Source organism: Streptomonospora mangrovi (assembly GCF_027604915.1).
Classification (GTDB): Bacteria; Actinomycetota; Actinomycetes; order Streptosporangiales; family Streptosporangiaceae; genus Streptomonospora; species Streptomonospora mangrovi.
In genome coordinates, this window is sequence record NZ_JAJAQC010000026.1 from 21208 (window position 1) to 47172 (window position 25965).

General features: G+C 72.6%; 27 protein-coding genes and 1 tRNA gene. 14 read left to right on the forward strand and 14 right to left on the reverse strand.

Going from position 1 to position 25965, the window contains the following annotated elements:
• The first annotated feature begins 111 nt into the window (after window positions 1-111).
• Window positions 112-1125 (forward strand): polyprenyl synthetase family protein, encoded by a 1014-nt coding sequence (locus tag LG943_RS15650; RefSeq protein WP_270073028.1) that lies wholly within the window; start codon window positions 112-114, stop codon window positions 1123-1125.
• A gap of 241 nt (window positions 1126-1366) precedes the next feature.
• Entirely contained in the window at window positions 1367-2104 is a 738-nt protein-coding gene (locus LG943_RS15655) for a PRC-barrel domain-containing protein (protein WP_270073029.1), read from the forward strand.
• 66 nt (window positions 2105-2170) lie between these two features.
• On the opposite strand, the gene rarD is transcribed toward LG943_RS15655, so the two are convergent.
• Entirely contained in the window at window positions 2171-3109 is a 939-nt protein-coding gene (gene rarD, locus LG943_RS15660) for an EamA family transporter RarD (protein WP_270073030.1), read from the reverse strand.
• Window positions 3110-3306: 197 nt separating this feature from the next.
• On the opposite strand from rarD, the gene msrA reads away from it, so the two are divergent.
• Complete coding sequence (gene msrA / locus LG943_RS15665; protein WP_270073031.1) at window positions 3307-3972, forward strand: peptide-methionine (S)-S-oxide reductase MsrA; 666 nt, start codon at window positions 3307-3309, stop codon at window positions 3970-3972.
• A 15-nt stretch (window positions 3973-3987) separates the two neighbouring features.
• Here the strand turns inward: msrA and LG943_RS15670 are convergent, their stop codons facing one another.
• Window positions 3988-4584, reverse strand: a complete 597-nt coding sequence (locus LG943_RS15670; RefSeq protein ID WP_270073032.1) for a Uma2 family endonuclease — start codon at window positions 4582-4584, stop codon at window positions 3988-3990.
• Window positions 4585-4801: 217 nt separating this feature from the next.
• Here LG943_RS15670 and LG943_RS15675 point away from each other — a divergent pair, with 217 nt between their 5' ends.
• Complete coding sequence (locus LG943_RS15675) at window positions 4802-4957, forward strand: hypothetical protein (RefSeq protein ID WP_270073033.1); 156 nt, start codon at window positions 4802-4804, stop codon at window positions 4955-4957.
• Between the two features lie 69 nt (window positions 4958-5026).
• Here the strand turns inward: LG943_RS15675 and LG943_RS15680 are convergent, their stop codons facing one another.
• The 4 genes from LG943_RS15680 to LG943_RS15695 form a co-directional block, all read right to left on the reverse strand.
• Complete coding sequence (locus tag LG943_RS15680) at window positions 5027-6976, reverse strand: serine hydrolase domain-containing protein (RefSeq protein ID WP_270073034.1); 1950 nt, start codon at window positions 6974-6976, stop codon at window positions 5027-5029.
• Window positions 6977-7140: 164 nt separating this feature from the next.
• Window positions 7141-7716, reverse strand: a complete 576-nt coding sequence (locus LG943_RS15685) for a Uma2 family endonuclease (RefSeq protein ID WP_270073095.1) — start codon at window positions 7714-7716, stop codon at window positions 7141-7143.
• A 16-nt stretch (window positions 7717-7732) separates the two neighbouring features.
• On the reverse strand, window positions 7733-8326 hold the full coding sequence (locus LG943_RS15690) for a Uma2 family endonuclease (RefSeq protein WP_333486376.1): 594 nt from the start codon (window positions 8324-8326) through the stop codon (window positions 7733-7735).
• 113 nt (window positions 8327-8439) lie between these two features.
• Window positions 8440-8970, reverse strand: coding sequence for a pyridoxamine 5'-phosphate oxidase family protein (locus LG943_RS15695; protein ID WP_270073035.1), 531 nt, complete (start codon window positions 8968-8970; stop codon window positions 8440-8442).
• A gap of 92 nt (window positions 8971-9062) precedes the next feature.
• On the opposite strand from LG943_RS15695, the gene LG943_RS15700 reads away from it, so the two are divergent.
• Entirely contained in the window at window positions 9063-9437 is a 375-nt protein-coding gene (locus tag LG943_RS15700) for a VOC family protein (protein ID WP_270073036.1), read from the forward strand.
• An 85-nt stretch (window positions 9438-9522) separates the two neighbouring features.
• On the opposite strand, the gene LG943_RS15705 is transcribed toward LG943_RS15700, so the two are convergent.
• From LG943_RS15705 to LG943_RS15730, 6 genes are all read right to left on the reverse strand, one after another.
• Window positions 9523-9741 (reverse strand): hypothetical protein, encoded by a 219-nt coding sequence (locus tag LG943_RS15705; RefSeq protein ID WP_270073037.1) that lies wholly within the window; start codon window positions 9739-9741, stop codon window positions 9523-9525.
• Window positions 9742-10086: 345 nt separating this feature from the next.
• The gene (locus LG943_RS15710) at window positions 10087-10635 is read right to left on the reverse strand and encodes a hypothetical protein (RefSeq protein ID WP_270073038.1); all 549 of its coding nucleotides are present in this window, start codon (window positions 10633-10635) and stop codon (window positions 10087-10089) included.
• A 154-nt stretch (window positions 10636-10789) separates the two neighbouring features.
• Window positions 10790-11452, reverse strand: a complete 663-nt coding sequence (locus LG943_RS15715) for an SDR family oxidoreductase (protein WP_270073039.1) — start codon at window positions 11450-11452, stop codon at window positions 10790-10792.
• A gap of 215 nt (window positions 11453-11667) precedes the next feature.
• On the reverse strand, window positions 11668-13206 hold the full coding sequence (locus LG943_RS15720) for a fatty acyl-CoA synthetase (protein WP_270073040.1): 1539 nt from the start codon (window positions 13204-13206) through the stop codon (window positions 11668-11670).
• 304 nt (window positions 13207-13510) lie between these two features.
• Window positions 13511-14497, reverse strand: coding sequence for a 2-oxoacid:ferredoxin oxidoreductase subunit beta (locus LG943_RS15725; RefSeq protein WP_270073097.1), 987 nt, complete (start codon window positions 14495-14497; stop codon window positions 13511-13513).
• 67 nt (window positions 14498-14564) lie between these two features.
• Window positions 14565-16415 (reverse strand): 2-oxoacid:acceptor oxidoreductase subunit alpha, encoded by a 1851-nt coding sequence (locus LG943_RS15730; RefSeq protein ID WP_270073041.1) that lies wholly within the window; start codon window positions 16413-16415, stop codon window positions 14565-14567.
• Between the two features lie 661 nt (window positions 16416-17076).
• Here LG943_RS15730 and LG943_RS15735 point away from each other — a divergent pair.
• Entirely contained in the window at window positions 17077-17940 is an 864-nt protein-coding gene (locus LG943_RS15735) for a M48 family metalloprotease (RefSeq protein WP_270073042.1), read from the forward strand.
• Here LG943_RS15735 and LG943_RS15740 read toward each other — a convergent pair.
• A complete protein-coding gene (locus LG943_RS15740; RefSeq protein WP_270073043.1) occupies window positions 17937-19007 on the reverse strand; it encodes a LysR family transcriptional regulator in 1071 nt (356 codons plus the stop codon). The genes LG943_RS15735 and LG943_RS15740 overlap by 4 nt on opposite strands.
• A gap of 198 nt (window positions 19008-19205) precedes the next feature.
• Here LG943_RS15740 and LG943_RS15745 point away from each other — a divergent pair, with 198 nt between their 5' ends.
• Window positions 19206-20255: an aldo/keto reductase gene (locus LG943_RS15745; protein WP_270073044.1), complete on the forward strand. Its 1050-nt coding sequence runs from the start codon at window positions 19206-19208 to the stop codon at window positions 20253-20255.
• 53 nt (window positions 20256-20308) lie between these two features.
• Here LG943_RS15745 and LG943_RS15750 read toward each other — a convergent pair whose 3' ends face one another.
• Window positions 20309-20806: a YajQ family cyclic di-GMP-binding protein gene (locus tag LG943_RS15750; RefSeq protein ID WP_270073045.1), complete on the reverse strand. Its 498-nt coding sequence runs from the start codon at window positions 20804-20806 to the stop codon at window positions 20309-20311.
• 257 nt (window positions 20807-21063) lie between these two features.
• Here LG943_RS15750 and LG943_RS15755 point away from each other — a divergent pair.
• The 7 genes from LG943_RS15755 to LG943_RS15785 all read left to right on the forward strand — a co-directional run bounded on the left by LG943_RS15755 (window position 21064) and on the right by LG943_RS15785 (window position 25889).
• Window positions 21064-21145: transfer RNA gene (locus LG943_RS15755), tRNA-Tyr, on the forward strand.
• A 1119-nt stretch (window positions 21146-22264) separates the two neighbouring features.
• The gene (locus LG943_RS15760) at window positions 22265-22510 is read left to right on the forward strand and encodes a hypothetical protein (protein WP_270073046.1); all 246 of its coding nucleotides are present in this window, start codon (window positions 22265-22267) and stop codon (window positions 22508-22510) included.
• Window positions 22511-22610: 100 nt separating this feature from the next.
• The gene (locus LG943_RS15765; protein ID WP_270073047.1) at window positions 22611-22868 is read left to right on the forward strand and encodes a hypothetical protein; all 258 of its coding nucleotides are present in this window, start codon (window positions 22611-22613) and stop codon (window positions 22866-22868) included.
• A 17-nt stretch (window positions 22869-22885) separates the two neighbouring features.
• Window positions 22886-23131 (forward strand): hypothetical protein, encoded by a 246-nt coding sequence (locus LG943_RS15770; protein WP_270073048.1) that lies wholly within the window; start codon window positions 22886-22888, stop codon window positions 23129-23131.
• Window positions 23132-23139: 8 nt separating this feature from the next.
• Window positions 23140-23430, forward strand: a complete 291-nt coding sequence (locus LG943_RS15775; RefSeq protein WP_270073049.1) for a hypothetical protein — start codon at window positions 23140-23142, stop codon at window positions 23428-23430.
• A gap of 341 nt (window positions 23431-23771) precedes the next feature.
• Window positions 23772-24539 carry a DUF2397 family protein gene (locus LG943_RS15780; protein ID WP_270073050.1) on the forward strand — a complete coding sequence of 256 codons (768 nt, stop codon included), beginning with the start codon at window positions 23772-23774 and terminating at the stop codon, window positions 24537-24539.
• Between the two features lie 81 nt (window positions 24540-24620).
• On the forward strand, window positions 24621-25889 hold the full coding sequence (locus tag LG943_RS15785; protein WP_270073051.1) for a DUF2398 family protein: 1269 nt from the start codon (window positions 24621-24623) through the stop codon (window positions 25887-25889).
• Window positions 25890-25965 lie beyond the last annotated feature (76 nt).

The following is a 25965-nucleotide window of genomic DNA, read 5'->3' on the forward strand; positions in this document are numbered from 1 at the left end:
TGGCACCGCTATCCGGGTCAGATAACTTGGCTAGTCGGTTTTGTTCATCCCGAGAGCGCGCGATATGCCCGATTAGGGGGTATCGCGCGCCCGTTGACATGTGGAGCCCAGGTGAGCGGTGCTGTCCCGAGCGATTTCCTCGCTCTGCCGAGTATCGACGCTGGCCTCGCCAAGGAGGTCCAGGAGGCTCTGGACCAGGTCGAGAAGCTGCTGCGGGAGTCCGTCGCGGCCAGCGACCCCCTGCTCACCGAGGCCGCCTCGCACCTGCTGTCGGCCGGCGGCAAGCGCTTCCGCGCCACCCTGGTGCTCCTGGCGTCGCACTTCGGCGACCCCACGGTGCCCGACCTCACGCGCGCGGCCGCGGTGGTGGAGCTGACCCACGTCGCCACGCTGTACCACGACGACGTGATGGACGAGGCGGAGTTGCGGCGCGGCGAGCCCAGCGCCAACCAGCGCTGGGGCAACAGCGTGGCCATCCTCACCGGCGACTACGTGTTCGCGCGCGCCTCGGAGATCCTGGCCGACCTGGGCACCGAGGCGGTGCGGATGCAGGCGCGCACCTTCGGCCGGCTGGTCCAGGGCCAGATCCTGGAGACCTCGGGGCCGCGCGAGGGCACCGACCCGCTGGAGCACTACCTGCGGGTGATCTCCGACAAGACCGCCTCGCTCATCGCGTCCTCGGCGGAGTTCGGCGCCACGTTCGCCGGCGCCGGACCCGAGATCACCGGCACCATCACCCGCGCCTGCGACGCGCTGGGCATGGCCTTCCAGCTCGCCGACGACATCCTCGACGTCGCCGGCGACCCCAGCGAGTCGGGCAAGGTCCCCGGCACCGACCTGCGCGAGGGCGTCCTCACGCTGCCGATGCTCTACGCCCGCCGCGCCGCCCGGGCCGGCGACACCGGCAGCGCCCGGCTGGACTCCCTGCTGGGCCGCCCGCTCAGCGACGCAGAGACCGAGGAGGCCCTGGGGCTGCTGCGCGCGCACCCGGCCATGGACGACGCGCGGGCCACCACCCGCGAGTGGGCCGAGCGCGCCCGCGCCGAACTCGCCGGCCTTCCCGAGGGCGCCCCGCGCGACGCGTTCGAGGCGCTGTGCGACTACGTGGTGCGGCGCTCGGGCTGAGACCCGCCCGCGCCGCCTCCGGCCCCGTCCCGCGATGCGCGGGGCGGGGCCGCCGCCGTTGGAGGGGCGGAGGTGGGAGCGCGGGTAACGCGCCGGTCCGGACTCGGTCATAGCCGGGCAAACCCGGCATGACCCCGCCCACCTGCGGGAATCCGCTCACTGGCGGACCGGCGCCGCGGGGTGTCGTGCGCCGCGCGCTCCGCCGTCGACGTTGGGGCACAACGGGGGGATGTGAGTCGCCGTGGCGGCGCAGATGGGAACACAGCGGTTGATCGGGCACCGGCTCGTGGACAGGGACGGCGCGGCGGTCGGCAAGATCGGCCAGGTCTACTACGACGACCAGACCGACGAGGCCAAGTGGATCACCGTGCGGACCGGCCTGTTCGGGTCGCGGGAGAACCTGGTGCCGCTGCTGGGGGCGGAACTGGTCTACGACGCCCTCCAGGTGCCGTGGTCCAAGAGCGAGATCAAGTCCGCGCCCAGCTTCGACATCGACCAGCACATCTCGGTGGAGCAGGAGGACCGGGTCTACGAGCACTACGGCCTCACCCCCGAGATCCCGGGGCAGCGCCCGGCCGAGCCGATCGGGCGCCCGCGCGGCCGGCACGCCCGCGCCGAGCAGCGCCCCGAGGACCGGCCCGAGCAGCCGGAGTACCTGGAGCGCTCGGAGGCCCCGCCCCGGCAGGCCCCGCGCCAGCGCACCGAAAGCCCCGGCGGCCCGGGCGCGCGCCAGGAGCAGCAGGGGAGGGCAGGTCGGCCGGGGCAGCCCGGTCAGGCGGCGCCGCAGGCCCGCCAGGGCGGCGCGCCGCGCCGCGCGGAGTCCTCGGCCGACCCGGGACCGCGCCCGGCCGGGCCGGGGTGGACCGGCCCCACGGCCCCGCAGGTCCGCCCGAGCACCCCTGACTCCGGGCGCGCGGGGGAGTGGTCCCGCACCTGGCCCCCGCCCCACCGCCCACCCGCCCGCCCCGGCCAGCCCTAGGGACGCCGCTCCACGACGGGGGGCGGCGGACGCGCCACGCGTCCGCCGCCCCCCGTCGTCGTGCGGTCAGGCGGTCGTGTCAGCGGAGGGATCGGGGTCGCGTCGCCGCCCCGGCTCGGTGCCGCGCGGCGTCCGGGCGGTGGCGCGCAGCATGTCCGCCACGAACACCACCAGGGCCAACCACACCACCCCGAACCCGATCCACCGGCTCAGCGGCATCGCCTCGTCGAACACCAGCCAGGCGAACAGGAACTGCATGACCGGCACCACGAACTGGAGCAGCCCGAGCATGCTCAGCGGCACCAGGCGCGCCGCCATGCCGAAGCACAACAGCGGCAGCGCCGTGACCACCCCCGACCCCACCAGCGCCCAGGTGTGCGCGGTGGAGACCCCGGTGAAGGTGCCCGCGCCGGTGGCCTGGAGGAACCCCAGGTAGGCGGCGGCGGGCAGGAACAGCAGCAGCGTCTCGACCGCCAGGCTCTCCACGCCGTCCAGCCGGACCGTCTTCTTCAGCGCGCCGTAGGTGGCGAAGGAGAACGCCATGCCCAGCGACAGCCAGGGGACCCCGCCGTAGGCGAGGCTGAGCACGGCCACCGCCACCGCGCCCAGCGCCACGGCCGCCACCTGCGCCCGGCGCAGCCGCTCGGCGAAGAACACCACGCCCACCAGCACGCTGACCAGCGGGTTGATGAAGTAGCCGAGGGCGGCCTGGCTGGTCTGCCCGCTGTTGACGGTGTAGATGAACAGGCCCCAGTTGACCGTGATGAAGGCTGCGGCCAGGGTGAGCACCGCGAGCTGGCGCGGGTTGCCCAGCACGTCGAGCAGGAAGCGCCAGTGCCGGCGGAGCGCCAGGACGGCCAGGACGGTCAGCAGCGACCACACCATGCGGTGGGCGATGACCTCGGTGGCGCCGGCGGCCGAGACGAGCGGCCAGTAGAGGGTGGAGACACCCCACAGGACGTAGGCGCTGGCCCCGAAGAGCACGCCGCGGTTGGAATCGGACACGCGGGCCAGCGTAAGCCAAAATTCATCCCATGAGTATGTGAATCAGCAGGCACCGCCCTGAACCCGCCCGATCGCCGCACACAGGACGGGCGGCCCGATCGGGGTCGGACGGGGGCCGGAGGATCCCGCGGCTGCGGGGGGCGTGTGGGGGTCAGGCCGTACGGGGCTCGCCTGGACCGGCCGGGTAGCCTGAAGACATGTTCGGCAAGCAGATGACCATGGTTACCCCGGAGCAGGCACTGCCCGGCCGCGACACCCCCATCACCGTGCCCTCCCGCCACGAGGTGCTGGGCACCCCGCTGGCGCCGCCCTACCCCGAGGGCACCGAGATCGCCGAGTTCGGCATGGGCTGCTTCTGGGGCGCCGAACGCGTGTTCTGGGAACTGGGTGCCGCCAACGGCATCGTGACCACCGCCGTGGGCTACGCGGGCGGCTACACCGCCAACCCCACCTACGAGGAGGTCTGCACCGGCCGCACCGGCCACACCGAGGCCGTGCGCGTGGTGTTCGACCCCCGGGTGATCTCCTACACCGACCTGCTGAAGGTGTTCTGGGAGAACCACGACCCCACGCAGGGCATGCGCCAGGGCAACGACCTCGGCACCCAGTACCGGTCGGCGATCCTCTACCACTCCGACACCCAGAGGGCCGCCGCCGAGTCCTCGCGCGACGCCTTCCAGCAGGTCCTCACCCGCGACGGCCTCGGCACGATCACCACCGAGATCACCCCCGCCGGCCCGTTCTACTTCGCCGAGGACTACCACCAGCAGTACCTGTCGGCCGCCAAGAACCCCAACGGCTACTGCGGCCTCGGCGGCACCGGCTCCACCTGCCCCGTAGGAGTGGCCCGCACCCCGGCCTGACCGGCCGGCCGCGCGCTACTCGCCGCCGAGGCGCTCCGTCCAGGACTCGTCGTCGGCGGTCAGCCAGTACGGGACGAGCCGCAGTTCAAGAGGGCTGGTCGTCGCGAAAACCGATTCCCCGAAGACCTGCTGCACCTCGTGGTAGGTCCCGTCCTGCAACCGGAACTCCATGATCCCCGTCTTGTCGGGCGCGGGATTGATGATCCAGTAGGACTCGATGCCGAACTCGGCGTACTCCCGGCGCTTGGTGTGGTTGTCCCGGAACACGCTTTCAGGTGACATGATCTCAATCGCGAGCACCGGGGGGCGGGTGAGATAGGGGCTTTCGCAGTCTTGACGTCGGATCACGGCGAGATCGGGGATCCGGTGATGCGTGCGGTCGGCGTTGAGGTTGATACCCGGTGCGGAGATCGGCATGTAGCCCTTCGGAACCTGATTCACCAGGTGCCAGGTGAGCCGGGTGTCCACAACGCTGTGCGGGAAGACGGGCGCGGGAGACACGTCAAGCCGCCCGTCGACCAGTTCGTAGCGGCGCCCGTCGTCGGGCATGCGCGCCAGGTCGTCGACGGTCAACGGACGCGGGTCGGTCCTGCCGATGCTCATGACAGCCATACTGCCTCCTCACGTGCATGAGAGCCAGTATCCCAACAGGTGTTCGAGTGCGGGCGGGAATCCGTGAACACACCGAAAAGAGCGGGCGCCCCGGCGCCTTCCCGCCGCACGTGGGAAACCGCTGCGCCCCGCCGTGTCGGTGCGTAGCCTCGAGGCGCCGGCCCCTCCCAGGCGGAGACCGGGCGGCATGGGTACCAGGCCGGAGACAAGGAGAACGATGACCACGCACCCCTCGGACCCCGGGGACGCGGCTCCGGAACGGGTGGAGCACTGCGAGGACCTGATCGACGGCGCCGCGATCGACCGCGTGAAGGGCGACATCCGCGCCGGACGCGACGAAATGGTTCCGTTCCGGGTGGCGGACTACGAGTGAGGCGGCACAACGCACCGAAGAGCGGGCAGCCCGAGGTTCGGGCGCCCGCTCTTTCCGGTGGGGGTGGGGCTACACCGGCGGGGTCCAGACGAGGCCGTAGGTGGCGGCGACGTTGAGGAAGACGGTGAGGGACGCGGCGACCAGGGTGAAGTGGATCCGGCCCGCGACCGTCCACCAGCGGCGGATCCACGCGGCGGCCACTCCCACCAGCACCGGGACCGTCACGACGGCCGCCACCGCCAGCGGCACGGTGAGCATCGGCGAGCCGGTGAACATCGCCCACGTGAAGGCGTAGTTGCTGCTGAGCAGGTAGACCAGGTAGCCGGCGAACGCGACCACCACCAGCACCGCGAGCCCGGCGGCGGCGCTCGCGGCCCGCGCGGCGGCCGTGGTGGGGCGGGTGCGGCCGCGCAGGCGGCGGACCAGGGCGGTCACCGGCCAGGCCAGGACGGTCAGCATGACGACCAGGGCGGCCCCGGCGGCGGCGAAGTGCGGCGTGGGCGCCTCGTACCAGGCGCGGCGCTCGTAGTCCTGCGAGGGGATTGCGTCCAAGCCCAGGCCGATGACCTCGCCGCCGTCCTCGGCGAACGCCAACTGCTCGCCCTCAGCCGACCGGAAGACGCCGTCCCCCACAGGCGTCCACGTCTGCTCGCCGAAGATCGCGTTGACCGTCCGCAGGCGGCCGTCGCCGGTGACCGACACCGACATCTGGTCCATCACCACCATGGCGGCGCTGGGTTCGCTCGTGCTGGTGCGGGTGGTGGTGTAGGTGCCCGCGTAGCGGTCCAGGTCGACTTCGGCGGCGGCCGCCGGCTCCGGCGCGCCGGTGGTGCCGGCGAACTCGGTCAGCACCGCGTCGATGATCCGGGCGCGGGCGTCCTTCAGCGGGTTCTCGGCCAGGCCGTCGCCGTTGACGACCGCGTACACCCCCAGGTCCAGCTCGGGCACCAGGGCGTACTCGCTGTGGGCGCCGTCGAGGTCGCCGCTGTGGCCCACCACGCGGGGGCCGTTCCAGAACCGGTCCCAGGTGCCGTAGCCCGCGCCGGTCAGCTCGGGGTGGAGGTCCGCCTGGTGGGCCAGCATCGCCTCGGTGGACTCCGCGGAGAGGACGCGCTCGCCGTCCAGTTCGCCGCCGTTGAGCAGGGCGAGCATGAAGCGGGACATGTCGGCCGCGGTGGCCCAGCCCTCGCCCGCCGGCCCCTGGTTGACGTACATCGGCGCGGCGGTGGTCTCGGGGGAGTCCGCGTACAGCGTCGGGGTGGTGAACGCCTGTGCGGCTTCGTCGGGGGCGGCGAACCCGCTTCGGCTCATGCCCAGCGGCTCGAAGACGTTGCGCGCGAGGTAGTCGTTGAAAGGCGTGCCCGACACCTCCTGCACGGCCAGGCCGGCCAGGGTGGTGCCGTAGTTGGAGTAGGCGATGAACCGGCCGGGCGGGTAGACGCGGGCGGGCTGGTACCGGCTGGCGTAGTCGGCGAGCGGCAGCAGGCCCTCCCGCGACGGCGCGGCCATGCCCTCGATGCTGTCCTCGAACCCGGCCGTGTGGGTCAGCAGGTGGTGGAGGGTGATGGGCTCGCCGGGGTAGGTGTCGGGCACCCGGGCGTCCTCGGGCAGGTACTCGTTGACGTCGGCGTGCAGGTCCAGCCTGCCCTCGTCCACCAGCTGGAGCACCGCCGTGGCGGTGAAGGACTTGCTGACCGAGGCCATCGGGAACGACGTGCCCTCGGGGTCGACCGGGGTGCCCTCGGCGACGTCGGCCTCGCCGTAGCCCCCGGCGTGGACCTGCTCGCCGTCGGCTACCACCGCGACCGCCGCACCGGGCACCTGGTGCTCCGCCAGGATCTCGGGGACGCGCTCGTCCAGGAACCGGCGCACGTTCTCGGCCGTGGGCGCGGCGGCCTCGTGCGCCTCGGCGCCGGGCGCGTCGTCGGCCGAGGCGGCGCCGGCGGGCAGCACGGCCAGCCCGGCGGCGAAGGCCGCCGCCGCGCAGAAGGCGAATGCGGATCGGATGCGTGGCGACACGGCGCCGTCTCCTCTGACTCGGGGACCGGGGGGTGGTCCGTTCAGAAGGAAACGCTATTGACGAAAAAGCCGCAGATCAGCGGAGCCGCCACCCGTCTCCGCGCACCGGCGGGCGCCACCCCGGAGGTGTAGCCAGCTCCACCCCCGAGCCACCGACCGAGGGTTCACCCGCCACCGACGCGCTGCTTCCAGGTGGCGTCGTCGGCCGTGAGCCAGTGGGGCACCACCCGAACCGGGAACGGGACGTCGGTGCTGAGTACGTCGAAGTTTAGGGCGTCGGCGACTCCCCGGTACTCGCCGCCGTCGAGCCGGAACTCGGTGATGCCGGGGGTCACCGGATCCGGGGTCACGATCCAGTAGGAGCCGATGCCGAAGGCGGCGTACTCGCGCAGCTTGGTGTGGTGGTCGCGGAACCGGCTCTCCGGCGACACCACCTCGACCGCCAGCACGGGCGGATCCTCGAAATACCCGCTCGCGGGCAGCTTGTGGTCGGCGAAGACCGACAGGTCGGGGATCCGGTGGTGCGTGCGCCGGGCGTTGAGGTCGATCCCGGCACCGCGGAAGACCTTGAAGCCGGGCGGACACACCGACTCCAGGTGGCACGCCAGGCGGTGCTCCACCCGCGCGTGCCCCGGCTTGGGCGCGGGCGACACGTCAAGCCGCCCGTCGACCAGTTCGTAGCGCCGGCCGTCGTCGGGCATGCGCTCCAGGTCATCAACGGTCACGGCGGAGGCACCCATCGGCGGCCGGACGGGATCAGTCGCCACCGATGCGGTCGATCCACATGCCCGGGGCGATGAGCCAGTGGGGGACGATGCGCAGGGGGAAGGGGGCGTCGGTTTCGAGGACGTCCTCGCCGAAGACCTGGGCGGTCTCGCGGTAGACGCCTTCCCTGAGGCGGAGTTCGGTGATTCCGGGCTTGTCGAGCGCGGGGGTGACGATCCAGTAGGAGTCGATGCCGAACTCGGCGTACTCCCGCCGCTTGGTGTGCAGGTCGCGCAGCCGGCTCTCCGGTGACACGACCTCGACGGCCAGCACGGGGGGAGTCGTCAGGTACGGGTGCTCCACCTGGCCCGCGCGGACCACGGCCACGTCGGGGATGCGGTGGTGGGTGCCCTCGGCGTTGAGGGTGATCCCCGCGCCCGGGTACGCCTCGAACCGGCCCCGGGCCGCGATGTTCAGGTAGGTGACGAGCCGCCCCTCGCACTGGGAGTGCACGGAGACAGGCGCGGGCGACACGTCAAGCCGCCCGTCGACCAGTTCGTAGCGCCGGCCGTCGTCGGGCATGCGCTCCAGGTCGGCGACGGTCAGGGGCCGCGGGTCGGACCGGCCGATGCTCATGATGGCCATACTGCCTCCTTGAGTCCATGCGAACCAGTATTCGCACGCGCGTTCGGCCGCGCGGGGGAATCGGAGAACTCGTCACGGGCGGTCACCGGCCGCCGCGGCCCCACTTCGGCGGGCTACGCCTCCTTCAGCACCTTGTCGGGATCCGCGCAGTAGGCGACCATCCAATGCGGCTCGATGCGGTAGTAGACGACATCGCCCCAGGTCATGGGGTTGCTCCCGTAGTGGCGCGTGAGGTGGTCCAGGACCTCGGGCCACTGCGGGTCGTCGGCGTCCGGCGGGGCGATCGGGACCGCGCGGCCGTGGGTGAACACCCCCAGTTCCTCGCCGCGCAGGTGGGCGACGCTCACGGCGGGCCGGGCGGCCAGGTGGCGGGCCTTCGCCGCGCCGCGGTCGGTGCCCACGATCCAGCGGCCGTGCAGGAAGTGGCCGTCGATCCCGCTGATCCGGGGCTCGCCGTTGGCCGTGACCGTGGAGATCGCCAGCGTGCACATGCCGGTCAGGGCGCGGGCGAGTTGGTCGGCGCTCAGCGTGTTGGGCGAGGCGCCCTCGGGGGCGACGATGGACCGCAGGTGGGCGGTGGAGCCGCGCAGCGAGGCGTCCAGCAGCCCCTGGAGGTCGGCGAGTTCGGTGGGTGACTCATACATGGCGGCGATTCTCCCGCCCGTACCTGACATCCTGTGTCAGTCGGCGTGCCGGGGCGCCGGGGAGTGTCGGTGGTGCGTGCCACACTCGGCGCATGATCGATCACCTCTCGCTCCAGGTCGCCGACGTGGCCGCCAGCGCCGCGTTCTACGACTCCGTCCTGGCCCCGCTGGGCGGTCGGCGGCTGATGGAGGTCGGCGAGGGCGCGGTGGTCGCGTTCGGCGCCGACCGGCCGGTCCTGTGGCTGGGCCGCGCCGTGGGCGGCGGGGCGGGGCGCGAGGTCCATCTGGCGTTGGGCGCTCCCGACCGGGCCGCCGTCGACGCCTTCCACGCCGCGGCTGCGGCGGCCGGCACCGAGGTCCTGCACGCCCCGCGGGTGTGGCCGGATTACCACCCGGACTACTACGCCGCCTTCGTCCGCGACCCTGACGGCAACAACCTCGAAGCCGTCTGCCACGCCCCCGCCTAGCCCCGGTCTGCTCACCGCCCACCACACACACGGCGGCAGGCCCGAGCGGGCGCCCGCTCGGGCCTGCCGGAGAAGCTCAGGCCGGTCAGGCGATGCCAACGCCCTTCTCGTGCTCGATGTCCACAACGTTGCAGCCGTCGCCGCCGAACACGCCGCTGCCCTGGAGGATGCCGGCGTCCAGGCAGATCGGAATGGTGACGTTCTGCACCTCGGCGTTGTTGTCGGCGGCGGCGGTGCCGGTCATGGCACCCAGGGCGAGGGCGGTGGCGGCGATGAGACCGGAGACCGTGGCGATGCGCTTCATAGTCGATCCTCTCGGAGAAAGCTCGGCAAGCTTGGGCCGGGGCGGCAAGACCGCCCGCGCCAAGTAACCTAACGTAGTCACCACGGTGCGTCACGTTATTACGGGCGAAAGCCGGGAGTTTGTTTTGGCGCTGACCTGCGGAGACCTGGCGCTTCTACGCAGATCGGGGCGGATGGCACGGCCTCCGCGGCGCCCTCAGGGCCCCTCCAGCGCCCCTCCGCCGCCCCGCCCGGCCGTCACGGAGCGCGCACGCCGACGGCCCGCGCGCGGTGCGCGCGGGCCGTCGCGGTGTGCTGCGGCTCCTGCCGCGCGCCCCTCGGGCGGGCGCGGCGGAAGCGGCGAAGGTTACCAGCCCTGCTGGCCGTAGCCGGGGTACTGCTGCCCATAGCCCGGCTGCTGCTGACCGTAACCGGGCTGCTGCTGTTGACCGTAACCGGGGTACTGCTGCTGTTGCTGGCTGTAGCCCGGGTACTGCTGTTGCTGCTGGTAGCCCTGACTGTACTGCTGGCCGGTCTGGTACTGGTAGCCGGCGTAGGGGTCCTGCTGGGGCTGGCCGCCGGTGTTGGTCGGCTGCGCCGGCGCCTGCGCGGACTGGTCCTTGGCCTCCTGGCCGGAGCCCGACGCCGAGCCCTCGGCCGCCTCGGGGTCGGGGCGGAAGATGAACAGCCGGGCGGCCTCGCCCTCGGCGCCGGTGCTGGGCGCGGTCTGGTCCAGCCGCCAGCCGGCGTCCTCGATGCCCTCCAGGATGCGGGTCAGGCCGGGCCGGACCTTGCTCGACGCCTCGTCATAGGCGTTGACGTCCAACTGCACGATGAACATCCTGCGCTTCTGCTGCGCCGCGACCTTCGCGTGCTCGACGACGGTGCTGTCCCTCACGACCTGCGTGACGCTCATGTGTCAACCGTACCTATCTGCTCTCTGCGGCGCTCGCCTGCCCGTTGAGCGTTGCCCCACCATCCACGTCCGTCGAGGAGTTGGCCCGCCGGGCCGTTCGCACCCATGATGCACTGTATGGGGCCTACTAGCCAGAAGACCCCGTGAACGGCTACTACGCTCCGACGGCCCGCACCGCCTCGGCGACCGGTGTGGTCCCGCCGACCAACTCCAGGACCCGCCCGATGGTGGCGGGCTCGTCGAGCAGGGCGACGATGACCGCGGCGACGTCGTCCCGTGTGACGTCCCCCCGCTCTACCTTGGGCGCGAGCCAGACCTCTCCGGTTCCCGGATCATCGGTCAGCCGTCCCGGGCGCAGGATGGTCCAGTCCATCTCCAGGCTGCGCTCGCGGAGGTCGTCGTCGGCGGCCCGCTTGGCCTCGACGTAGGCCGCCCACACCGGCTCGGAGCCGGGCGGCGGGCCGTCGTCCACCCCGATCGCCGAGACCATGATGTAGCGGCGCACCCCCGCCAGGGAGGCGGCGTCGGCCAGCAGCCGGGCGGCGTCGCGGTCGACGGTCGCCTTGCGCTCCGCCCCGCTGCCCGGCCCCGCGCCCGCCGCGAACACCACGGCGTCGGCGCCCATCACCTTCTCGGTGAGCTGGGTGACGGTGGTGTTCTCCAGGTCGATCACCACGGGCTCGGCCCCGGCCGCCTCAAGGTCGGCGGCGTGGTCGGGGTTGCGGATCAGGCCGACGGGTGTGTCGTTGCGCGCGGCCAGCAGCCGTTCCAGCCGCAGCGCGATCTTGCCGTGTCCTCCGGCGATGACAATACGCATACCCGCAGGCTATGTCGTAGTGGCGGTGTTGGCGGGATTTGCCGGTATGCGACTGTTTCGCGTCGCTCACAACAGCGCCGTTCACAACGTCGGCACCGGCCACTCCGCGCGCTCAGTGGAACCGCTCCGGTGGTGGTCTGCTCGCGGTTCCGCTTCGCTTGCTGCGCGGCCGGTGCTGCTCGGCTGGCGCGGTCGGCACCGCCCACTCCGCGCGCTCAGTGGAACCGCTCGCGGAGGACCCGCTTCAACAGCTTCCCGCTCGCGTTCTTCGGCAGCTCGTCGACCATGTGCACCCGCTTGGGGGTCTTGAATCCCGCCAGGCGGGCGCGGACGAACTCGATCAGCTCCTCCTCCGTGGCCGCGTCCTTCAGCACCACCACGGCCGTGACCGCCTCGCCCCACCGCTCGTCGGGGACCGCGATCACCGCCGCCTCGGCCACCGCCGGGTGCTGGTAGACGACGTCCTCCACCTCCCGGGGCGCCACCAGCACGCCGCCGGTGTTGATGACGTCCTTCACCCGGTCCACGATCGTGAAGTACCCCTCGGCGTCGCGCCGCGCGATGTCGCCGGAACGGAACCAGCCGTCGCGGAACGCCTCCTTGGTCTCCTCGGGCTTGTCCCAGTACCCCTCGCACAGCTGCGGCGACCGGTACACCACCTCGCCGCGCTCACCCGGCGCGACCTCGACGCCGTGGTCGTCCACCACCCGCGCCTCCACGAACAGCACCGGCCGCCCGCAGGAGTCCATGCGCCCCTCGACGTGCTCCTCGGGCCGCAGCACCGTGGCCAGCGGGCCGATCTCGCTCTGCCCGAAGCAGTTGTAGAACCCGATCCCCGGGTGCCGCGCCCGGATCCGCTCCAGCACGGGCACCGGCATGATGGCCGCGCCGTAGTAGGCCCGGCGCAGCCCCGACAGGTCGCGCGTGGCGAAGTCGGGGTGGTTGGCCAGCGCCGCCCACACCGTCGGCGCCGCGAAGAACGACGTGATGCCGTCCGCCTCGATCCGCCGCAGCAGGTCGCCGGGCTCCGGTGCCTCCACGATCTCGCTGTAGGCGCCCGCCGCCAGCGCCGGCATGAGGAACACGTGCATCTGCGCCGAGTGGTACAGCGGCAGCGCGTGCAGCATGCGGTCGCCCTGCCCGATGTCGAGCGCGTGCAGGCAGCTGGCGTACTCGTGCACCAGCGCGCGGTGCGTCATCATCGCGCCCTTGGGCTTGGAGGTGGTGCCCGAGGTGTAGAGCAGCTGCACCAGGTCGGTGTCGGCGACGTCGGTGATCAGGTCCTCGGGCGCGTCGGGGTCGCGCGCGACCTCCAGCACCGACTCCTCGGCGCCGCGCAGCGCCAGCACGTCGCGCGCGGGGATCTCCGCGCGGATCTCCTCGACGCGCCCGGCGAGCTTGGGGTCGGTCAGCACCACGATGCTGCCCGACTGCGCCAGCAGGTAGCTCAGCTCCGCCCCGCGCAGGCTCTGGTTGATCGGCACGTGCACCAGCCCCGCCCGGGCGCAGCCCAAAAACGCCAGCAGGTAGGCGTCGGAGTTGTGGCCGAAGCACGCCACCCGGTCGCCGCGGGTCAGGCCCAGGCCCAGCAGCCAGGCGGCCACCCGGGTGACGCCCCGGTCGAGTTCGGCGAAGGTCCAGTCGCGGTCGCCGAAGCGCAGCGCGTGCCGTCGCGGGGTGCGCGCCGCCGTGCGGCGCAGTACGCCGTCGACCGTGCTCGCCGTGGTCAGTGCAGAGTCGCCGACCGCTGCCATGCCGCCTCCCGCCGCCGTCGTTGGCCACCCGCCCCGCCGCTGTGACGTGGCGCACCACCAAACCTAGGGTGCGAAGGCGCCGGTAGGCCAGACGCAATCCGCGGGCGTTCGCCCAATCCCTGCTCACACCGCACGAGAAACATGAATCACATTCACCCCACGGGTGCCGGCACATCCGGCACGCCCGGCACCCCCGATGCGCCCGGCACCCCGGCCGGGCGCGGCGCGGGCGGCCCGCTCGCGCGGACCGCCCGCCGCCGGTGCCCGGCCACCCGGGAAGGGGCCGACCGGGCGCGGGTGCGCCTCAGCGCACCGTCCAGGTGTCGCCGCCGGCCAGCAGCGACGCCAGCTCCTCGGCGCCGCCGCGCGACTCGGCGCCGCCGAGCTGCTCGGCCATCAGCTCGTCGTAGGTGGGCCGGGAGGTGTCGCGGAAGACGCCGATCGGCACGTGCTCGAACGCCGGGTAGTCCATGCGCGACAGGGCGAAGGCGTAGCCGGGGTCGGCCCGGTGGGCGTCGTGGCGCACCAGCGCGTCCTCGCCCACCTCGGCGATGTCGGCCACCTTCAGCTCGCCGTAGTCGCCCATCACCACGCCCCGGTCGGCGCCCACGCGCAGCGGCTCGCCGTGCTCCATGCGCAGCAGCCGCATGTCGCGCTCGGCCGGGTCCTTCAGCGGCTCGAACGCGTCGTCGTTGAAGATCGGGCAGTTCTGGTAGATCTCCACGAACGAGGCGCCCTCGTGGTCGGCCGCCGCCCGCAGCACGCTCGTCAGGTGCTGGCGGTCGGAGTCGATGGTGCGCGCCACGAACCCCGCCTCGGCGCCCAGCGCCAGCGACACCGGGTTGAACGGGGTGTCCAGCGAGCCCATCGGCGAGGACTTGGTGATCTTGCCGGCCTCGGAGGTGGGCGAGTACTGGCCCTTGGTCAACCCGTAGATGCGGTTGTTGAACAGCAGCACGTTGATGTTGACGTTACGGCGCAGCGCGTGGATGAGGTGGTTGCCGCCGATCGACAGGCCGTCGCCGTCACCGGTGATCACCCACACCGACAGGTCGGGGCGGCTGGCCGCCAGACCGGTCGCGATGGCCGGCGCGCGCCCGTGGATCGAGTGCATGCCGTAGGTGCTGAGGTAGTAGGGGAACCGCGAGGAGCAGCCGATGCCCGAGACGATCACGATGTTCTCGCGCGGCACCCCCAGCTCCGGCAGGAACCCCTGGAAGGCGGCCAGGATGGCGTAGTCGCCGCACCCCGGGCACCAGCGGACCTCCTGGTCGGACTTGAAGTCCTTCATCTTGTAGGTCGCCTCGGCGCGCGGGACCAGCCGCAGGCCCTTGAACCCGCTCTCGCGGCCGTTGTTCTCAGACACGGTCGATGACCTCCTGCACCACGCCTGCCAGCTCTTCGGCCTTGAAGGGCAGGCCGCGGACCTTGGTGTAGCTGATGACGTCGACCAGGAACCTGCCGCGCAGCAGCAGCGCGAGCTGGCCGAGGTTGATCTCGGGCACGAGCACCCGGTCGTAGGACCCCAGCACCTCGCCCAGGTTGGCCGGGAACGGGTTGAGGTGGCGCAGGTGCGCCTGGGCGACCTTGCCGCCGGCGCGGCGCACCCGCCGCACCCCCGCGCCGATGGAGCCGTAGGTGCCGCCCCAGCCCAGGACCAGCACCCGGGCGTCGCCGGTGGGGTCGTCGACCTCCAGTTCGGGGATGTCGCGGGCGATCCCGTCGATCTTGGCCTGGCGCGAGCGCACCATCAGGTCGTGGTTGGCCGGGCTGTAGGAGATGTTGCCCGTGCCGTCGCCCTTCTCGATGCCGCCGATGCGGTGCTCCAGACCGGGCGTGCCCGGCACCGCCCAGGGGCGGGCCAGGGTCTCGGGGTCGCGCCGGTAGGGGAGGAACTCGCCGTCGTCGCCGTTGGGCTCGGTGGTGAACTCCACCGACAGGTCGGGCAGCTCGGAGACGTCGGGGATCCGCCAGGGCTCGGAGCCGTTGGCCAGGTAGCCGTCGGAGAGCACGATCACCGGGGTGCGGTACTTGGTGGCGATCCGGGTGGCCTCGATCGCGATGTCGAAGCAGTCGGAGGGCGAGCGCGGCGCCAGCACCGGCACCGGCGACTCCCCGTTGCGCCCGAACATCGCCATCAGCAGGTCGGCCTGCTCGGTCTTGGTGGGCATGCCCGTGCTGGGGCCGGCCCGCTGGACGTCGATGACCAGCAGCGGCAGCTCGGTCATGACCGCCAGGCCCAGGGTCTCGGCCTTGAGCACCATGCCCGGCCCCGAGGTGGTGGTGACCCCCAGGGAGCCGCCGAAGGCCGCGCCCAGTGCCGCGCCCACCCCGGCGATCTCGTCCTCGGCCTGGAAGGTGCGCACGCCCATGCGCTTGTGCTTGGACAGCTCGTGCAGGATGTCGGAGGCCGGGGTGATCGGGTAGGAGCCCAGGAACAGCGGCAGGCCCGACAGCCGCGAGCCGGCGATCAGGCCGTAGGACACCGCGAGGTTGCCGGTGATGTTGCGGTAGGTGCCCGGGGGCAGCGCGGCCGGCTTGATCTCGTAGGAGACCGCGAAGTCCTCGGTGGTCTCGCCGAAGTTCCAGCCGGCCTGGAACGCCGCCAGGTTGGCGGCCAGGATCTCGGGCTTGCCGGCGAACTTGGACTTGAGGAAGCCCAGCGTGCCCTCGGTCGGCCGGTTGTACATCCACGACAGCAGGCCCAGGGCGAACATGTTCTTGGCGCGCTGGGCGTCCTTCTTGGAGATGTCGAAGTCGGCCAGCGCCTGCACGGTCATGGAGGTGAGCGGCACCGGGCTGACCTTGAACTCCGCCAGCGAGCCGTCGGTCAGCGGGTCGGAGTCGTAGCCGACCTTGGCCAGCGCGCGCTTGGTGAACTCGTCGGTGTTGACGATCACCGTGGCGCCGCCCGGCAGGTCGTCGACGTTGGCTTTGAGCGCGGCGGGGTTCATGGCGACCAGGACGTTGGGCGCGTCGCCCGGGGTCATGATGTCGTGGTCGGCGAAGTGGAGCTGGAAGCTCGACACCCCGGGCAGGGTGCCGGCCGGTGCGCGGATCTCGGCGGGGAAGTTGGGCAGGGTCGACAGGTCGTTGCCGAACGACGCGGTCTCCTGGGTGAACCGGTCGCCGGTCAACTGCATGCCGTCGCCGGAGTCGCCTGCGAATCGGATGATGACGCGATCGAGTTGCTTGACCTGCTTGGTCACGGGGATCGCCGACCTCCTCGGCACGCCGCCGAATGGGGTCGGCGGCTCAGGTTGGCAGAGTCCTCACCACCACGTTCGTGCACCGGCTGGGCCGGGGGTGGCCGGACGGACTTGTTCGAGCGGGGACCTGGCCTGGCTCCGGCGGCCGAGGAACGCCGTCGCGCGCTCACGCACGCCTGGCGGGCGCCGATCCTGCGGACGGGGATCCCGGTGTCGTCCGGGCGGGGCGCGGCGGGTTGGACCGCCGGCAGAGCGCCGGACGCCGCGACGGCCGGCGGCGGGTGGTGCCGCCGGGGAGCCGTGTCTAGGGACAACAGGGCTCGCGTGCGATGCGCACGAGGTCCACGTGCCGTCGACCGGTCAGCGCTGCACCTGGTACGACGGTCGTCGAAGGGTTAGCGGCCACTCTCGCACTATAGGTGGTCGTTGTCGCCGCTACCGAGGCGAGTGGGGGATATCACACGTGTGAGACGGGAGACAACCGGCACCACCTGCGGGCGCGCGGTTGCGGGCGCCCGGGACGGCGGGTGTGACCGAACCGGAACACCGATGAGGGGCTGGTCACCCGGTCGATGCGGGAACGCTTGACGTGCACCCGTGCGTTTGCCTCCCAGGAGCGGCCTGGAGGGGGCCGCGGACCGGAGGGAGGCCGTGAGCCGTCGTGCAGCTCAACACGATCCGCGCAGCCGCTCTACTGGTCGGGGTGTCCGCGTTCGTCATCGCGGCGAGCTGGGTGTGCGGTGGCGCCCAGGGGCTCCAGATCGGCATCGTCGCCGTGGTCGGGCTGAACGCGGTCGTCTACTTCTTCGGCGACACCATGGCGCTGCGGGCCATGCGGGCGCGCCCGGTCAGCGAGATCGAGCGGCCCGAGCTGTACCGGATCGTCCGCGACCTCGCCACCCAGGCGCGCCAGCCCATGCCGCGGCTGTACCTCTCGCCCACGCCCGCGCCCAACGCCTTCGCCACCGGGCGCGGCCCGCGCCGCGCCGCCATCTGCTGCACCACCGGGCTGCTGCGCCTGCTCAACGAGCGCGAGCTGCGCGGGGTCATCGCCCACGAACTCGCCCACATCCGCAGTCGCGACACCGTGGTGTGCTCGGTGGCCGCCGCCGTGGCCGCGGCCATCACCTCGCTCACGGCGCTGGCGCTGCTGCTGCCCCTGGGCGACTCCGAGGACGAGGACGTCCCCAGCGTGCTGGGCGCGCTGCTGTTCCTGGTGCTGGGCCCGCTGGCCGCCGGGGTGATCCGGGTGGGGGTGGGGCGCTCGCGCGAGTACTCCGCCGACCGCGCCGCCGCCGAGCTGACCGGCGACCCCCTGGGGCTGGCCAACGCGCTGCGCAAGATCGACGTCGGCGCGCGCATCCACCCGCTGCCGGCCGAGCGCCCGCTGCTGACCGCCGGGCACCTCATGATCGCCCACCCGTTCCCGCTGCGCGGGGTCAACCGGCTGTTCGCCGTGCACCCGCCCATCGCCGAGCGCATCCGCCGCCTCCAGCGCCTCGCCGACACCTGGGGCGCCCGCTAGTCGATCCCGGCCGCCGGCGCCGCCTCCGGGTCACCGGGAGGCCCCTCGGGCGGACCGGAGGGCGGTCCGGAGGGCGGAGGCGGAGTGTCGGGCGGAGTGTCGAGCGGACCGCCCGGAGCGGAGCCCGAACCGCTCCCGGCGCGGCGCGGGCCGTGGCGGCGCGGCACCTCGTGCGCCAGTTCCGGCGCCCGCAGCTCGCGCACCACCGCCGCGAAGTCCGGCAGCAGCGGGTGGGCGCACTCCAGGGTCCAGCCCAGCGCGATCCGCAGCGGCTCCACGCCCGCCAGCGGCCGCCACACCAGGTCGGGGCGCCGGTAGTACCGCGAGATCGACCGCGAGACGATGCACACCCCCGATCCGCCCGCCACGTTCTCCAGCAGCTCCTCGGCGTTGTCGTTGGCAGGCCCCCACCTGGGCCGCGAGCCGTCGGGGCGGGGCACCACCGCCCACCACTCCACCCACTCGCGCGGCGCGCTGCGCGCCCACGGCAGCGGCTCGTCGCGCAGGTCCTCGATGGTGAGCACCTCCTTGGCCGCCAGCGGGTGGTCGGCCCGCATGCCCACCGCGCGCGGCTCCTCGGCGACCACCTCGGTGGTCAGGCCCGACAGGTCGTTGGGCAGCCAGATGAACGCCGCGTCCACGAGGCCCTCGTGCAGCGCCGCGACCTCGCCGCCCCAGTTGAAGCGGTGCGGCTCGATCGCGGCGTCGGGGTGGCGCTCGCGGAAGCGCATCCGCGCGCGGGTGGTCAGGTCGGCCGCGCCGGTGGCCTCGAAGCCCAGCCGCAGCACCCGCTGGGCCGCGGCGCGGGCGGTGCGCGCCGCGCGCTGGCCCGCGGCCCAGTCCTCGATCATCCGCCGGGCCACCGGCAGCAGCGCCTCGCCGGCGGGCGTGAGCCGCACCCCGCGGGTGGAGCGCTCGAACAGGGTGACGCGCAGGTCGCGTTCGAGCTGGCGGATCTGCCGGCTCAGCGCGGGCTGGGAGACGTAGAGGCGCTCGGCGGCGCGGGTGAAGTGGAGGTCCTCGGCCACGGCCGTGAAGTAGCGCAGCAGCCGGGTGTCGACGTCCAAGCGGCGAGCCTCCTTCGGCCCGGTGCGCGCGGCCGAACCCCTGGTACCGCCGCTATTCCCGGCAATGCGGACCTATTGATGCAGGCAGGTTATAAGAGCGGGTCTTGGACGCGCAGGGGCTTTTCGCGATCGGGTGGAGAAGCCGCTCCCGCCGACGGGGGCGGCGACACGCGAAACACCCATGGAGAGACACACGCGATGCGATACACCCTGTTCGGCCGCACCGGCCTGCGCGTCTCCGAGCTGGCGCTGGGCGCGATGACGTTCGGCGACGACTGGGGGTGGGGCGCCTCCGAAGCCGAGTCCGCCCGCTTGTTCGAGACCTTCGCCGAGGCCGGGGGCACCTTCGTCGACACCGCCGACCAGTACACCGACGGCACCTCCGAACGGATCCTGGGCCGGCTGCTCAAGGGCCGCCGCGACGCGTTCGTGGTGGCCACCAAGTACACGTGCAGCTCCTCGGCCACCGACCTCAACGCCGGGGGCAGCCACCGCAAGAACCTGGTGAACTCGCTGGAGGGCAGCCTGCGCCGGCTGGACACCGACCACGTCGACATCCTCTACGTGCACGCCCGCGACGTGCTCACCCCGGTGGAGGAGACCATGCGGGCGCTGGACGACCAGGTCCGCGCGGGCAAGGTGCTCTACGTCGCGGTGTCGGACTGGCCGGCGTGGGAGATCGCGCAGGCCGACACGCTGGCGCGGCTGCGGGGCTGGACCCCGTTCGCCGGGGTGCAGTTGCGGCTCAACCTGCTGGAGCGCACGCCCGAGCGGGAGCTGCTGCCCATGGCCGCCGCGCTCGACCTGGGCGTGGTCGCGTTCGGCGCACTGGCCGAGGGGCGGCTCACCGGCAAGTACCTGCGGGGCGAGGCCGGGCGGCTCGACACGTTCGACTGGGGCGGCGGCCACGACCGCACGGCCGAGATCTACGCCGAGGTCGCGGCGGTCGCCGAGGAGGGCGGCTGGAGCCCGGCCCAGGTGGCGATCACGTGGCTGCGCACCCGGCCGGGCACGGTGGTCCCGCTGATCGGCGCCCGCACGGCGGAGCAGTTGCGCACCAACCTCGCCGCCCTGGAGGTGGACCTCGACCCGGACCAGGTGCGCCGCCTCGACGAGGTCAGCCGCATCGACCTCGGCTTCCCGCACGACTTCCTGGCGGCCCCGGTCGTGCGGGAGTCGGTCTACGGCCCCCGCTGGCAGGAGATCACCGACCACCGCACCACGGCCCGCCCGCCGTTCACCACCTGAAAAGGAGGCGGGAGAGGCGGGGCGCCGCCTCTCCCGCCTCCTTCGCCGCCCGGCTAGCGGTAGTTCACGAACTGGAGGGCGACGTCGAGGTCCTTCTCCTTCAGCAGCGTCTGGACCGCCTGGAGGTCGTCCTTCTTCTTGGAGCTGACCCGAAGCTCGTCGCCCTGGATCTGCGCCTTGACGCCCTTGGGGCCCTCGTCGCGGATGATCTTGGAGATCTTCTTGCCGTCCTCGGTCGAGATCCCCTCTTTCAGGGAGATGGCCAGCCGGTACTCCTTGCCCGACACCTTCGGCTCCTCGTCGGAGTCGAGGACCTTCAGCGAGACGCCGCGCTTGACCAGCTTCTCCTTGAAGACGTCGAGGGCTGCCTTGACGCGCTCCTCGGAGTTGGCGCGGATCTCCACGCCCTGCTCGCCCTGCCAGTTGATGGCGGCGCCGGTCCCCTTGAAGTCGAAACGCTGGGAAAGCTCTTTGGCCGCCTGGTTCAGCGCGTTGTCGACCTCTTGCCGGTCGAGCTTGGAGACGACGTCGAAACTGGATTCAGCGGCCACGTGCGCTCACACCTTCAGCGGTTCGGATCCACGGGCCGCGCCGTTTGCGACCCGAGCTTGCCTGTCGCGCGCCCCGCCCGCCTTGGCGGCGGCCCCTGGTCGCGACAGCCCCCGAGCTTAGCCGTGCCCACCCCACCCACGCGCGACGCGCCGCCCGCCCACGCCCCCGCACCCCGCCACGCGAAACCGATTTCGTGTCCGCACCGCATGTCCGCTATCCTCACTGGTGCGCCGCGACGAACAGTCGCCGCACTCCAGGCAGGTTGCCCGAGTGGCCAAAGGGAGCGGTCTGTAAAACCGCCGGCTCAGCCTACGCAGGTTCGAACCCTGCACCTGCCACCCACGGAGAACCTCCGTACGACCAGCACAGATGTGCGATCTGCGGGGGTTTTCGCTTTCCCCGCTGTGCAGCGGTAGGCACCTTTGAGCACCTCCACGACGGCGTCCGTCCAACATGCGTCCAACGGATTGGGCGGCGTATGCCCAGGTCGCCCTAGTACCCGAAGTACTGGGCACGCTGGGCCGGGTGCGGACGCGAGAGACCATGCAGTCCCGCCTCCTGCCGGTGGCGCCGGTATGAGTGTCAGGAGATGCCTGCGGCGGGTGTGCGGCGAGGTTCCGCCCGGCTCGATCCTCACAGTCCCGGCGTATCCGCAGTAGCAGTTGGCGTATGGACTCTCCGGTGATCGCCGCCTCTTCGGGCCGGGCGTCCGCAGTTCGCGGAGTCGACCGCCGAGTCCGTGAAGACGTTCGTCGCCCATGCTCGACGGTTCTACCGGACTGCCCGGTGCCACTGCCCGGTGCCTATGGGCGGGAGCGATTGGTTTTCCCCCTTTGGTGGGGCGAGTTTGGGGATATCGCTGTGGGCTGGAGGGCTGTGGGCTAGGGTCGGGGTGGTTGCGCGGCGGCGTTTGGCCGTGGTGTGGGGTGGGGTCGGCTGGGATTTCTCCTCCGGTTGGAGCCCGCCGGTGTGCCCCTGGTGGGGGCGAGCATCCTGGGGTGGGTTTTCCCCTTCTTTTTCTTCTTCTGTGGCGCGCTCGGCGTGATGGCGGGTGCGGGTTTCGTCATGGCCGGAACGGGTGAGCGGCCGTCTGGGTGCGCGTGCGGGGTTTCCGCCGGTGCCCCCTCTTCCTGTGGGCCGGTGGGGCCGCGCGGCGCGTGTCGGGGGATGGCGGCGGGGCTATGCCCGGAATGCCAAGGGCAAAGCTGTCGCCAGCGGAGATAGCGGTGCGCAACGGACATGCAAAGCGATTGGGAAGAACGGGGAAATTAAATTTCCGCGTTTTCTGTCATTTTCGAGTCAATTGCTCACTGTGGACTAAACGGACATATTGCTTTCGCGGTTTTTGGCGTTGACAAAATCCTTTTGCGGGGTCGATGATTGCTCCAGTCCACCACGACATCGGGCGCCTTGCCGCGCCTTCTCCAATCAACCTCGTTTGAATTACCGGGGGAATCGTGCTGAAGAAGTTTGCCGCCGCGGGTCTGATCGCCGGTGCCGCGATGGGCGCTGTGCTTATGGCCGGCCCTGCCCAGGCCGCCACCGGTTCGGGTGACCAGCAGTTCAACCAGAACCTCCAGTTGGTGCCGATCCAGCTGTGCAACACCAACATCGCCGTGCTGGGTGCGAACGTGCCGGTCCTGTCGCCGCAGACCACCGGCGACTGCATCAACGGCCCCGTCGGCGCCAACGCCGCCAAGTAGCTCCGGTCCGCGACGCCGTGACAATCGCGCCCGCGCGGCGCGCCCGCACGGCAAGCGGTCCATCGACCTCACTGACTTTTCCAGCAGAAAGGAATTCTCGATGCTGCGCAAGCTCGGAATCAGCACCCTGATCGCCGGTGCGGCCCTGGGCGCCGTTGTGGCCGCCTCGCCCGCCTCCGCCGCCACCAACTCGGGTGACCAGCAGTACAACCAGAACCTGCAGGGCATTCCCGTCCAGGTCTGCAACGCCAACATCGGCGCCGTCATCGGCGTCAACGTGCCGATCCTGTCGCCGCAGACCACGGGCGACTGCACCAACGGCTCGGTCGGCGCCAACGTCGAGTCCGGCAAGAAGTAAGAGGAGAGGGAGCACACATGCTGCGCAAGCTCGGAATCAGCACCCTGATCGCCGGTGCGGCCCTGGGTGCCGTCCTCGCCGCCTCGCCCGCGTCCGCGGCGACCGGCTCCGGTGACCAGCAGTACAACCAGAACCTCCAGCTCGTCCCGATCCAGGCGTGCAACGCCAACATCGCCGTGCTGGGTCTGAACGTGCCGGTCCTGTCGCCGCAGACCACCGGCGACTGCACCAACGGCTCCGTCGGCACCAACGTCGGGCGCTAGGGGTCTCGATGCCGCGCAAGGTGACCGTCGCCGGTCTGCTCGCCGGTGCCGCCATGGGCCTCCTGCTCCTGGCCGGTCCGGCGCAGGCCGAGGACCACGACGCCGATCAGCAGTTCAACCAGAACCTTCAGGTGCTGCCGATCGAGTTGTGCAACGTGAACGCCGCCGTTCTCGGCGCCAACGTTCCGGTGCTGTCCCCGCAGACCACGGGGGACTGCGTCAACGGGCCGTCCCTGACCAACCTCAGCTCGCAGGACGCGTACAACGCGATCCCCGAGCCCCGGGGGGACGGCCGCTGATCACGCGGCACCGCGCCGCATGACAGCCCGGGCCTCCCGGTGCCCCGCCTCGCGCGGGCACCGGGGGGCCTCCGGCGTTTCCGCCGGAGCTTCCCGCCGCCGCCTTCCGGGCGGCCTCCGGGGCACCCGCGCGCCCCCTCCAGCGCGCCCTCCAGGGCGCCCTCCGCCATCCCCTGCGGGCGGCCCGCCGCGGCGCCCCGCGGCGGGGGTCCTCGACACCGCCCGAAGAAATACGAATGACCGGAAATCGCAGGTCACCGCTGGGAAATCCGGCCGCTCGACCCCCCCGATGGGGGCGTTCGGGCCGCGTCGGTGGCCGGGGGTCTTTAGTCTGCTGAGTTGTGGGTGACTCAGCGGATCGGGTGAGGACGGTGGGCGCCGGTGGCAGTGCCGCCGACGCCTGGGAGCGGCTGCGCGCGACGGCCGGCACGCCGGCCGACGGCCCCGTGCCCCGGCACGGCCGCGCGGCCCTGCTGCGCCTGGCCGCGTGGTTCGAGGGCGCCGACGCCGACACCGCGCACCGCATCTACACCGCCGCCTTCGCCGCGCACGGCGCCACGCACCTGGGCGGCGCGGGCGAGGAGTCCGTGGCCGCCACCACGAGCTGGTGGCAGGCGCCCCTGGCCGACATCGCCGCCGCCCGGCTGACCAGCGCGCTGCCCGCCGACCCCGTGCGCGACCACACCGAGCAGCGCGCCCGGCTGCGCGACGCCGCCGAGTCCTCCGCGCACTGGCGCCGCTCGGCCGCCCAGGAGGTCCACCGCGTGCTGGCCGAGGCCACCGGCCGCGACTCCCGCATCCGCCTGTCCAGCGCGGCCATGGGCGTGCTGATGGAGCTGCTGACCGCCGCGCTGGGCTCGGGCGACGCCACGCGCGGCCCGGTCTCGGCCGGCGACCTCGAACTTGGCATCCGGCTGCACGTGCGCCACGACCCCGACTCCGCCCTCACCCTGCGCGGGTCCGGCGGCGACCTCGCGCTCGACGGCCTGCGGCTGGTCGTCACCCCCTTCGCCGCCGCCGACGACCCCTTCGACCCCGAGGCGGACGACCCCCACCGCCGCCCCACGCCCGCGGCGGGAACCGGCCTGCCGCTGGCCCGCCAGGCATGACAGCGCACCGGCGGCCCCGCACCGCCGGAACCGCCCGCGACCGCCCAGGCGACCCAGCGACGTAAGGAGGTGGCGACCACCGTGACGGCAACGGACGACATCGCCCTGATCGGCGAGCGCCAGGCCGCCGCCCGGCGGCTGCTCGCCGACCCCATAGTCACCGCCCGCACCCACCCCGACGACTTCGCGGTCATCCGCTCCCACTCCGACTGGCTCATCCAGCGCTTCCGCCGCGTCCTGGGCTATGAGCTGAAGGTTGCCGCCGACCACGCGCGGCTGGTCAAGACCGGGCTGGTGAGCGGCACCACCCGTCCGCTGACCCGCCCCAGCGGCGCCTACTTCTCCCCGCGCACCTACAGCTACCTCGCGCTGAGCCTGGCCGTGCTGGTCGAGGCGCCCGCCCGCCTCACCGCCGCCGGCCTGGCCGCCGACGTCAGCGCCGCCGCCGCCGAGGCCGGCCTCGACCTCGACCCGCGCCGCCGCATGGGCGAGCGCCGCGCCTTCGCCGCCGCGCTGCGCCGCCTCGCCGACTGGGGCGCCCTCAGCGAGGAGCAGGGCCGGCTGCCCGCCTACGCCGCCGACTCCTCCCACGAGGTCCACCTGGCCGTGCACCACGACGTCGTGCGCCGCGTGGTGGCCCACCCGCCGCACGCCACCGACGACCCCGCCGCGTTCGTCGCCGACATGGACGCCACCGACCCCGCCGGCGAGGACGCCGGAGAGGTGGCCCTGCGCCGCGCGCTCGCCGAGACCGCCGTGGTCTACCGCGCCGACCTCTCCGAGCGCCAGCGCCGCCGCCTGGCCGCCCACCAGTGGCGGGCCGTCGCCGAACTCGGCGACCTGCTGGGCTGCGACGCCGAGATCCGCGCCGAGGGCGTGGCCCTGATCATGCCGGGCGACACCGGCGCCGACGCCGTCGCGGCCTTCCCCAGCGCCGGGCCGGTGGGCCAGGCCGCGCTGCTGCTCGTGGAGCGCCTGGTGGCCCGGTTGCGGCCCGCCGCCCCCCAGACCCGGGTCGAGGTACCCGCCGACGTGCTGGAGGAGGAGTTGGCGCGCGTCACCGCCGCCCAGACCGCCGGCGGGGGCGAGCGCACCGCGCTGCGCCACGAGCCCGACCCCGCCACCCTGGCCGCCCGCGTGCTGCGGCTGCTGTGCGACACCCGGCTCATGCACCACCCCCGCCCCGACGCCGGCGACCGCTCGGGGTGGTGGCTGCTGGCCGCCGCCGCGCGCTACGGCGGCCGCCCCTCCGCCGCCCCCGCCCCCGACGGCCCCCCGGGCGCGTCCGCCGACGACACCGGGCGCCACCGCCGCCCCGCGCCGCAGGCCGCCCCCGGAAGCGCCCTGTGACCCCGCACACCCCCGCGCGCGGGGGAGCCCACGAGGACCACTCGCGGCATCCGGAACAATGGCAGGGTCCGCGCGG

Coding starts and splice junctions, on each gene's coding strand:
- msrA (WP_270073031.1), top strand. CDS start 3,307: ATGTTCGGCAAGCAGATGACCATGGTTACCCCGGAGCAGGCACTGCCC.
- LG943_RS15670 (WP_270073032.1), bottom strand. CDS start 4,584: ATGGCTGTCATGAGCATCGGCAGGACCGACCCGCGTCCGTTGACCGTC.
- LG943_RS15675 (WP_270073033.1), top strand. CDS start 4,802: ATGACCACGCACCCCTCGGACCCCGGGGACGCGGCTCCGGAACGGGTG.
- LG943_RS15685 (WP_270073095.1), bottom strand. CDS start 7,716: ATGGGTGCCTCCGCCGTGACCGTTGATGACCTGGAGCGCATGCCCGAC.
- LG943_RS15690 (WP_333486376.1), bottom strand. CDS start 8,326: ATGGCCATCATGAGCATCGGCCGGTCCGACCCGCGGCCCCTGACCGTC.
- LG943_RS15695 (WP_270073035.1), bottom strand. CDS start 8,970: ATGTATGAGTCACCCACCGAACTCGCCGACCTCCAGGGGCTGCTGGAC.
- LG943_RS15700 (WP_270073036.1), top strand. CDS start 9,063: ATGATCGATCACCTCTCGCTCCAGGTCGCCGACGTGGCCGCCAGCGCC.
- LG943_RS15705 (WP_270073037.1), bottom strand. CDS start 9,741: ATGAAGCGCATCGCCACGGTCTCCGGTCTCATCGCCGCCACCGCCCTC.
- LG943_RS15710 (WP_270073038.1), bottom strand. CDS start 10,635: ATGAGCGTCACGCAGGTCGTGAGGGACAGCACCGTCGTCGAGCACGCG.
- LG943_RS15715 (WP_270073039.1), bottom strand. CDS start 11,452: ATGCGTATTGTCATCGCCGGAGGACACGGCAAGATCGCGCTGCGGCTG.
- LG943_RS15720 (WP_270073040.1), bottom strand. CDS start 13,206: ATGGCAGCGGTCGGCGACTCTGCACTGACCACGGCGAGCACGGTCGAC.
- LG943_RS15725 (WP_270073097.1), bottom strand. CDS start 14,497: ATGAAGGACTTCAAGTCCGACCAGGAGGTCCGCTGGTGCCCGGGGTGC.
- LG943_RS15745 (WP_270073044.1), top strand. CDS start 19,206: ATGCGATACACCCTGTTCGGCCGCACCGGCCTGCGCGTCTCCGAGCTG.
- LG943_RS15765 (WP_270073047.1), top strand. CDS start 22,611: ATGCTGCGCAAGCTCGGAATCAGCACCCTGATCGCCGGTGCGGCCCTG.
- LG943_RS15770 (WP_270073048.1), top strand. CDS start 22,886: ATGCTGCGCAAGCTCGGAATCAGCACCCTGATCGCCGGTGCGGCCCTG.
- LG943_RS15775 (WP_270073049.1), top strand. CDS start 23,140: ATGCCGCGCAAGGTGACCGTCGCCGGTCTGCTCGCCGGTGCCGCCATG.